Below are 9351 nucleotides of genomic sequence, written 5' to 3' on the forward strand. Positions count from 1 at the left end.
AGTATGCACAGTTAGAGGGAGAACAGTCATAGAGATATTTTTACTGCAAGACTGTCTAATATTTGGAAATTGCAAATTGTCGAAAAATGTTGATTTTTGAATGTTTTTTAAATATAATTCGTTTTATGGAGAAAAGGAGGGGGTTAATTGTATGAATATTTTAGAGCAATTTATTTCATCAACAAATACAATTCTTTGGTCATATATTCTTATTGCAATGTTAATTGGTTTAGGTCTTTATTTTTCTATTAAATTGAAATTTGTACAAATCACTCATTTAGGGGAAATGGTTCGATTAATGAGTGATGGATTAACTGGAAAGACACGTAAAAAAGGTAGTGTATCTTCTTTCCAAGCGTTTTGTATGAGTTCAGCAGCTCGTATTGGAATCGGGAACTTAGCCGGTGTAGCTTTAGCGATTTCTATGGGAGGACCTGGAGCAGTATTTTGGATGTGGGTTATTGCGATTATTGGGGCGTCTTCAAGTTTTGTAGAAAGTACGCTTGCCCAAATTTATAAAGTAAAAGATGGCAGTGGCTTCCGTGGTGGTCCTGCTTATTATATGGAAAAAGGTTTAAATAAACGTTGGATGGGAATTTGGTTTTCTATCCTTATTACAGTTAGTTACGGTTTAATTTTCAACTCAGTACAAGCAAATACAGTTACATTAGCGTTTAAAAATGCATTTGGTTTAGAACGTTATATTGTTGGGATTGTATTGGCTGCATTAGTTGCAGTTATTATTTTTGGTGGTGTAAAAAGTATCGCACGTATGTCGGAAATGATTGTTCCGCCAATGGCGCTTATTTATATTGCGGTAGCTATTTTCGTTGTCATTAAAAACTTCTATTTAATACCAGATGTGTTTACAGAAATCTTTAAAGGTGCATTCGGCTTAGATTCAGCTGTAGGTGGCGGTATCGGTGCTGCGATGAAATATGGTATTCAGCGCGGATTATTTGCGAACGAAGCAGGTATGGGTAGTGCGCCGAACGCGGCAGCAACAGCTGATGTAACGCATCCAGCAAAACAAGGTTTTATTCAAACAATTGGCGTATTAGTAGATACATTCTTAGTATGTACATCAACAGCATTTATCGTACTATGTTCTGGTGCATATAAAGCAACGAATTTAGAAGGTATTGAACTAACACAAAATGCATTAAGTTCACAAATCGGCCCATGGGCAAGTAGCTTCTTAGCGATTATTATTTTCTTATTTGCGTTTAGTTCACTTTTAGGAAACTACTATTATGGTGAAACGAATATTGAATTCATTAAACAAAGTAAAACTTGGTTAACAATTTACCGTATTGCGGTAGTGGGAATGGTATTATTCGGTTCTGTTGCGACGCTTCAAGTTGTATGGAATATGGCAGACTTATTTATGGGTCTAATGGTAATCACAAACTTAATTGCGATTACACTTCTTGGCCGATTTGCGTATGCGGCATTGGCAGACTATGTAAGGCAAAAGAAACAAGGAAAAGATCCAGTCTTCCGTGCAGATTCTATTCCTGGTTTAACGAATACAGAGTGTTGGGATAAGTCAGCGGTAACGGATAAAGAAAAAGCAGTGTAAATGAAAAGGCGAGCATCGAGTTGAATTCGATGCTCGCCTTTTTTGTTGTAGTAAAGGATGAAAAGGGTGAGGGTGAATTATTAATATAATTTTGTTTGTTCATTATTCTCTTTATTTGTAGAGAACGCACTGCCTTAAAAGTATGACTAGTCGAATGAGATGAGTGATTTAGTATTGGATAAATGCGCGTACTAGTTATAATTTTACGTAAAAAAACACATGTGTTAAGTAAGTTAACTTACTTATGTTAGAAAACCTAACATAAAATTCTTGATTACTAAGAGTTTTTAGAATATAATTTTCTTATTGTTAGGAAGAGGGGGCAATGCAATTATGGATTTTTTAGCTAAGGTAATTGGGGATATAAATAATGTCCTTTGGTCATATATCATTATTGCGATGTTAATTGGGTTAGGACTTTACTTTTCATTTCGTGTGAAATTTGTCCAAGTTCGTTACTTCGGTGAAATGATTCGATTGCTTGGGGATGGGGCGAGTTCGAAAACGAGGAAAGCACAAAAAGAGAAGAGTGGTGTATCATCATTCCAGGCTTTTTGTATGAGTACAGCTTCTCGTGTAGGTACTGGTAACTTAGCTGGTGTAGCTATTGCAATTTCAGCAGGTGGTCCAGGAGCAGTATTTTGGATGTGGTTAATCGCGGTAATTGGGGGTGCTTCTGCATTTGTCGAGAGCACATTAGCGCAAATTTATAAAGTGAAAGATGGGAATACGTTCCGTGGTGGTCCAGCGTATTATATGGAAAAGGGTTTAAATAAGCGCTGGCTTGGAGCTATTTTCTCTGTATTAATAACAGTAAGTTTCGGATTAATTTTTAACGCTGTACAATCTAATACTGTAGCAGCTGCTTTTGATGGGGCATTCAAAACAGATAGTAGATTAGTAGGTCTTGTAATGGCTGGTTTACTTGCAGTTATTATTTTTGGCGGAGTAAAGCGAATTGCACGCGCGGTTGAAATGATTGTTCCAGTGATGGCGATTATTTATGTAGCAGTAGCATTATTCGTTGTTGTAACAAACATTACGGCAATTCCGTATGTATTTAAAGAAATTTTCTTACATGCTTTCGGAATTAAAGAAGTAGTAGGTGGAGGATTAGGTGCTGCGATTTTATTAGGGGTAAAACGCGGATTATTCTCAAATGAAGCAGGTATGGGTAGTGCGCCGAACGCAGCTGCGACTGCAAATGTAACGCACCCAGTTAAACAAGGTTTCATTCAAACTTTAGGGGTATTTACAGATACATTATTAATTTGTAGTTGTACAGCATTTATCATTCTTTTATCAGATGTGCATAATGCAGCTGATTTAAATGGTATTCAATTAACGCAACAAGCATTAAGTCAACATATCGGACCATGGGCATCTATATTTGTAGCAGTTGCAATCTTCTTGTTTGCATTTAGTTCATTAGTAGGTAACTACTACTATGGTGAAACGAATATTGAATTCTTAAATGGAAGTAAAGTGCTATTAACAGCTTACCGCATTGCTGTACTTGGTATGGTTATGTTAGGGTCTGTCGCAACAATTCAAATCGTTTGGGATGTAGCAGATCTATTCATGGGTATTATGGCTGTTATTAACTTAGTTGCAATCGTATTCCTTTCTAAGTATGCTTTTGCAGCGTTATCAGATTACGTAAAGCAAAAGAAACAAGGAAAAGATCCAGTCTTCTATGCGAATTCAATTCCAGGCCTGAAAAATACAGAGTGCTGGGAAGAGCAAGTAGCAGATAAAGAAAAAGCGGTATAAGGAAATGGGTATCAAGTGAAACTTGATGCCCATTTTTTTATTTTATCTAAATCTTTGCAAGAAGTAAAAGACGAACATTAATGAATGTTTCTTAATAAAATGTAATTTTTTAAAGAAAAGTGCGGATATGAGTTGTGATTTATGTTAGAATGGAAAATGCCTTTGAAACAAGAGGTTGTATGATTTTTCTTATCCGATTGAAGATTTTGGAGGAGAAATGGAAAGTTCGGATTATTTCTTGTTTTTAGTGGTCAGACGTTCAACGTTAATGAAGAGTTAAATGGAGGATTTTATTAATGAAGTTTGTTATGTTTCTTGTAGGATTACTCGTTGTATTTGTACTCGGTTTTCTTATAAGCTCCGATCGAAAGAAGATTAAGTATAAACCAATCGCAATTATGCTTATTATTCAGCTAGCATTATCTTATTTCTTATTAAATACGCAAATTGGTTATATTTTAGTAAAAGGAATTTCAGATGGATTTGGCGCACTTCTTGGATATGCGGAAGCTGGAATCGTTTTCGTATTTGGTGGTCTTGTTAATAAAGGAGAGGTTTCATTCTTCTTAACAGCGTTATTGCCAATCGTATTCTTTGCCGTTTTAATTGGAATTCTGCAGCACTTTAAAATTTTACCGATATTTATTCGTGCTATTGGTACTTTGTTAAGTAAAGTAAATGGTTTAGGAAAATTAGAATCATATAACGCAGTAGCAGCTGCCATTGTTGGGCAAGCAGAAGTATTTATTACAGTAAAAGATCAATTAAGTAAAATCCCAAAACACCGTTTATATACATTATGTGCATCTTCTATGTCAACAGTATCGATGTCAATCGTCGGTTCTTACATGAAAATGATCGAACCAAAATATGTAGTGACAGCACTTGTATTAAATTTATTTAGTGGTTTCATTATTATTCATATTATTAACCCGTACGATATTACAGAAGAAGAAGATACACTGAAATTAGAAAATAAGAAAAAACAGTCATTCTTTGAAATGTTAAGTGAATATATTATGCTTGGTTTCACAATCGCGATTACAGTAGCAGCGATGTTACTTGGTTTCGTAGCATTAATTACAGCAATCAATAGCTTGTTTGATTCAGTTTTCGGTATTACATTCCAAGCTATTTTAGGATACATTTTCTCGCCATTAGCATTCGTAATGGGTATCCCGCAAGCAGAGATGGTAACAGCGGGACAAATTATGGCAACGAAATTAGTATCAAACGAGTTTGTTGCGATGCTTGATCTTGGAAAAGTAGCTGGTGATTTATCAGCTCGTACAGTTGGTATTCTTTCTGTATTTCTTGTATCATTTGCGAACTTCTCATCAATCGGAATTATCGCAGGTGCAACGAAAGGTATCGATGAAAATCAATCAAATGTTGTATCATCATTCGGTTTACGCCTTGTGTACGGTGCGACATTAGTAAGTATTTTATCAGCGATTATCGTTGGTGTTATGTTATAAAAAAGATGGTCCTAGCTCATAGCTAGGGCTATTTTTTTTATGGTAAATTTGCATAGAAAAACCAATTAATTAGGAATATATTAACATATAAAAATCTTTTTAAATTTATATTGCTTTTCAGTTAGATAACGCTTACAATTTGATTTGTAGGTGGTATCAATTTCAGACTTTCAAGTATGGTAGGAGAGAAGAGGCTACCTTTAATAAATTGCAATTTATGTAAACGCTTACTGATTTTAGATAACAGTTGAATAGTATTTAGGGGTTTTAAATTTTTTTAACATCAATGGTCAGACGTCATTCGTTATACGTTATACGTTATACGACCAATAACTCGTGGGAGAAGTGGAGGATTCACATATGAAAATAGTAATGTTTCTAGTCGGTTTACTTGTAGTATTTGTACTAGGTTTCCTTATCAGTTCAGATCGTAAGAAAATTAAATATAAACCAATTGCACTTATGCTTGTCATTCAATTGGTACTTGCATATTTCTTACTGAATACAAAGGTCGGATTTGTATTAGTAAAAGGGATTGCAGATGGGTTTGGCGCTATTTTAAAATTTGCGGAAGCAGGGGTTAATTTCGTATTTGGTGGTCTAGCAAATGATGGACAAGCACCATTCTTCTTAACGGTATTATTACCAATCATTTTCTTAGCAGTATTAATTGGGATCTTACAACATATTAAAATTTTACCGATTATCATTCGTGCAGTCGGTTTCCTATTAAGTAAAGTGAACGGTTTAGGAAAACTAGAATCATATAATGCAGTAGCAGCTGCGATTGTTGGTCAAGGGGAAGTATTCATTACAGTAAAAGATCAATTAAGCAAATTACCGAAAAATCGTTTATACACACTTTGTGCATCTTCCATGTCTACAGTATCGATGTCAATTGTCGGTTCTTATATGAAAATGATTGATCCAAAATATGTAGTAACGGCACTTGTATTAAACTTATTTAGTGGATTCATTATCGTTCATATTATTAATCCATATGACGTGAAAGAAGAAGACGACATTTTAGAATTACAAGAAGATAAAAAGCAAACATTCTTTGAAATGTTAGGCGAATATATTATGCTTGGTTTCTCTATCGCTGTAACAGTAGCGGCGATGTTAATTGGTTTCGTAGCATTAATTACAGCAATTAACGGTGTGTTCGATTCAATTTTCGGAATCACATTCCAAAGCATTTTAGGATACATTTTCTCACCATTAGCATTCGTAATGGGTATCCCAACATCAGAGATGCTAACAGCAGGACAAATTATGGCAACGAAATTAGTAACGAACGAATTCGTTGCAATGCTTGACCTTGGTAAAGTAGCTGGTGATTTATCAGCTCGTACAGTAGGTATTTTATCTATCTTCCTTGTATCATTTGCGAACTTCTCATCAATCGGAATTATCGCAGGTGCAACGAAGAGTATCGATGGCAAACAAGCAAACGTTGTATCATCATTCGGCTTAAAACTTGTATACGGTGCAACGTTAGTAAGTATATTATCAGCGGTTATCGTTGGGGTTATGCTTTAATAAATAGTAAAAAAGTCGTTTATCTCTCGCTTAGAGGATAAACGACTTTTTTTGTTTTGGTATGATAAATAATACAGAGAAGGGGAATTAGGTTGGAAGAACAGGATATTTTAAAGGAGTTTGACGAGATTATAGATAACATTGATCAATTAACTGGAGAAGATGCTAGAGCATTTTTGAAATTGACACATGGATATTTGAGCATAGTAGAAGAAGGCGATGGGACTTTTACTCATAGTGACTTTGTTGAAAAGGTTTCTAGGTTTTATAAGAAAGATGTGGCGAGGGTTATTCAGCTGAGAGAAGAAATAAAAAAATCACCTTAATCCATTCATTAAGGTGATTGAAATACTACTCAGCTGGAGGCGTAAATGTACGTTTCTCTAATTCAGCATCTAACATAAATAATGCGTTTGAATCGCTTGTAATACGTTTTAATTTTTGGATGATGCTATCGAATGAAGCTTCTTCTTCTACTTGCTCATCGACAAACCATTTTAAGAATGTAATTGTTGCGTGTTCACGCTCATCCCAAGCGATATCAGATAAGTTGTAAATACGTTTCGTTACTTCACGCTCGTGCTCAAGTGCCACTTCAAAAGCGTTCAGTACAGAGTCATATTCGTTATTCGGATTATCAAATCCAGTAATAATAGCACGCTCACCGCGGTCATTAATATAGTTGTAAAGCTTCATCGCATGGAAACGTTCTTCTTCAGCTTGTACAAGGAAAAAGTTAGCGAATCCATCATAGCTTTCGGCTGTACAGTAAGCAGCCATTGCCATATAAGCGTGGGCAGAGTAAAACTCAAAGTTCATTTGATCGTTTAGTGCATCGTGCAATTTTTTTGATAACATAAAATCCCCCTTAGTATTGTGACAAGAATATTATATCACAATTGATAATATTCTCATTTGGATGTTTCAAACCTTTTCGAAAGCTTTGTGACGTGTGCGTCCATAATGTCTTGCAAATCTAAATCATATTTTTGTGAAAGAATAATAAGATTAGATAGTACATCACCAAGTTCTTCTTTTAGTTCTTGTTTTAGCTCTTCTTCTGTCTTAGTGTCTTCATCAGGACGATCGCGACCGATTTCGATTGCGCGAACAACGCGTGAAACTTCCCCAACTTCCTCTGTTAAGAAATTTAAGCGAATAAAGGCATTATACTGTGACCAGCTTCGTTTTTCGTAAAATTCCTCAACCCATCTTTGAAATGCAACGATATCCATTTCTTTCTCATCCCCTCAATATGTTGTACAATGTTCATTGTATCATAACAATATATAGTTTCGGGGTGTAAGGATGAGAAAGATTTGTGTGTTTGCAGGTTCCAACTTAGGGGAGAGACCAGAATTTAAAGAGCAGGCAATAGCGTTAGGGAAAATGTTTGTTGAGAACGATTATGAGCTTGTATACGGTGGTTCTTGCGTTGGATTAATGGGAGAAGTAGCAAATGAAGTACTTCGTTTAGGCGGGCGTGTAACAGGTGTTATGCCGCGCGGTCTATTCCGAGGAGAAATCGTTCATACAGGGTTAACAGAATTAATTGAAGTAGAAACGATGCATGAACGTAAAGCGAAAATGGCAGAGCTTTCGGATGCTTTCATCGCACTGCCGGGGGGATACGGAACGTTTGAAGAGCTATTTGAAGTAGTATGTTGGTCACAAATTGGTATACATAATAAGCCAGTTGGTTTATTGAACATAAAAGATTTTTATGGACCAATTTTGCAAATGGTTGAACGCGCAGCGGAAGAAGGATTTATGAATCCGTCAAATAAAGAGTTAATCGTTTCAGCTGAGACAGCCGATAAATTAATTCATGAAATACAAAATTACGAGCGTCCTGTTTTAGGAACGAAGTGGAAGCAGTTATCATAATACAATTGTATAGAGATTATTGGAAACACATGTCACTTTATCTTCAAAAGGCATGTGTTTTTAATTTGGTTAAATATGTTAATGTTGAGATATAATGTTTTGGGAAAAGGAGAAATAGATGGAGGAGTTTGTGTATTTACGTCCTGTTTTTAAAAGTATTTTAGCAGCATCTATTCTTGTTATGCTAATTGTTTCAACACAGAAGAAAGAGCTGATTAATGAATTTTCTCTTTGGTTTATTTCGATATTGTGTATCGGTGTTTCGGCGATCACGTTGTTTATGTCTGGGTTTATTGTTGATGAGTATAATTTAGGTGGAGATTCGGTGTCGTTTGATATGTTTATTGGGATAGTTTGTATTAGCGGTTTGAATTTCATTATTTATTATAGGCGGAAATAAAAAGAAGGCATTCCGTATTACTTTGGAATGCCTTTATCATTTTGATTATTTTGTTTTTTATACAAGTACCAGCCACCCCAGCCGCCACCAATTGCTACTACAACGAGGAAAGCATAGTCTTTCACTTCGATACGTATGCTGAAAATATTAGCTATAAGTAAGACAATCCCAACTGTTATTAACGCAAAAAATGCTCTAATTAAGTAGTCTTTCAACTGAACCACTCCCGCCATTTAAGTAGTAAATGATGAATATGGAAAAGCTTTTTTTGAATCTATGTTACTATATTTTAACATAAAAGAGATTGTAATATATTGATGAAAGTAGGGGAGAGGGACGCAGATCTTGTCGTGATTTTTCGGTAAGTCGATATCCTATGTCGAATCGTCGATATAATGAAAAAATCGTCGATATATAGGGAAAATCGTTGGTATAAATTTCATGTACTGATACGCGCGACCATTCCATAGAAAAAAGCGACTCTAAACGAGCCGCCTCCGCTTTTAAGTAATATCCAGCTCCAGCGGCTAGAATCTCCGGTCATTTCGCTCTCTCGCTCGAAGCAAAAAGCGCTTCAAGGTCGAGAGCTCCAATGCCCTGCGATTCTGAGCAAGCCGCCTCCGCTTTTAAGTAATATCCAGCTCCAGCGGCTAGAATCTCCGGTCATTTCGCTCTCTCGCTCGAAGCAA

Annotated in this window: 10 protein-coding genes; 7 read left to right on the forward strand and 3 right to left on the reverse strand. The window is 35.7% G+C overall.

Going from position 1 to position 9351, the window contains the following annotated elements:
- Positions 1-151: 151 nt before the first annotated feature.
- The 5 genes from PDK19_RS18225 (at position 152) to PDK19_RS18245 (ending at position 6701) form a co-directional block, all read left to right on the forward strand.
- Entirely contained in the window at positions 152-1582 is a 1431-nt protein-coding gene (locus PDK19_RS18225; RefSeq protein WP_001022933.1) for an alanine/glycine:cation symporter family protein, read from the forward strand.
- Positions 1583-1915: 333 nt separating this feature from the next.
- Positions 1916-3355 (forward strand): alanine/glycine:cation symporter family protein, encoded by a 1440-nt coding sequence (locus PDK19_RS18230; RefSeq protein WP_000346387.1) that lies wholly within the window; start codon positions 1916-1918, stop codon positions 3353-3355.
- A 296-nt stretch (positions 3356-3651) separates the two neighbouring features.
- Complete coding sequence (locus tag PDK19_RS18235; RefSeq protein ID WP_000673860.1) at positions 3652-4833, forward strand: NupC/NupG family nucleoside CNT transporter; 1182 nt, start codon at positions 3652-3654, stop codon at positions 4831-4833.
- A 360-nt stretch (positions 4834-5193) separates the two neighbouring features.
- Positions 5194-6375, forward strand: coding sequence for a NupC/NupG family nucleoside CNT transporter (locus PDK19_RS18240; RefSeq protein ID WP_000706846.1), 1182 nt, complete (start codon positions 5194-5196; stop codon positions 6373-6375).
- Positions 6376-6467: 92 nt separating this feature from the next.
- Positions 6468-6701 (forward strand): hypothetical protein, encoded by a 234-nt coding sequence (locus PDK19_RS18245; protein WP_000392430.1) that lies wholly within the window; start codon positions 6468-6470, stop codon positions 6699-6701.
- Between the two features lie 25 nt (positions 6702-6726).
- Here the strand turns inward: PDK19_RS18245 and PDK19_RS18250 are convergent, their stop codons facing one another.
- Entirely contained in the window at positions 6727-7233 is a 507-nt protein-coding gene (locus PDK19_RS18250) for a ferritin (protein WP_000949389.1), read from the reverse strand.
- A gap of 53 nt (positions 7234-7286) precedes the next feature.
- Positions 7287-7610: a MazG nucleotide pyrophosphohydrolase domain-containing protein gene (locus PDK19_RS18255; protein WP_000355754.1), complete on the reverse strand. Its 324-nt coding sequence runs from the start codon at positions 7608-7610 to the stop codon at positions 7287-7289.
- Positions 7611-7698: 88 nt separating this feature from the next.
- Here PDK19_RS18255 and PDK19_RS18260 point away from each other — a divergent pair, with 88 nt between their 5' ends.
- On the forward strand, positions 7699-8262 hold the full coding sequence (locus PDK19_RS18260; RefSeq protein ID WP_029141228.1) for a TIGR00730 family Rossman fold protein: 564 nt from the start codon (positions 7699-7701) through the stop codon (positions 8260-8262).
- A gap of 118 nt (positions 8263-8380) precedes the next feature.
- Positions 8381-8662: a hypothetical protein gene (locus tag PDK19_RS18265; RefSeq protein WP_000390917.1), complete on the forward strand. Its 282-nt coding sequence runs from the start codon at positions 8381-8383 to the stop codon at positions 8660-8662.
- Between the two features lie 17 nt (positions 8663-8679).
- Here PDK19_RS18265 and PDK19_RS18270 read toward each other — a convergent pair whose 3' ends face one another.
- On the reverse strand, positions 8680-8877 hold the full coding sequence (locus PDK19_RS18270; protein ID WP_014893421.1) for a hypothetical protein: 198 nt from the start codon (positions 8875-8877) through the stop codon (positions 8680-8682).
- Positions 8878-9351 lie beyond the last annotated feature (474 nt).

This window comes from Bacillus cereus group sp. BcHK124 (genome assembly GCF_027712065.1).
Lineage (GTDB): Bacteria > Bacillota > Bacilli > Bacillales > Bacillaceae_G > Bacillus_A > Bacillus_A pacificus.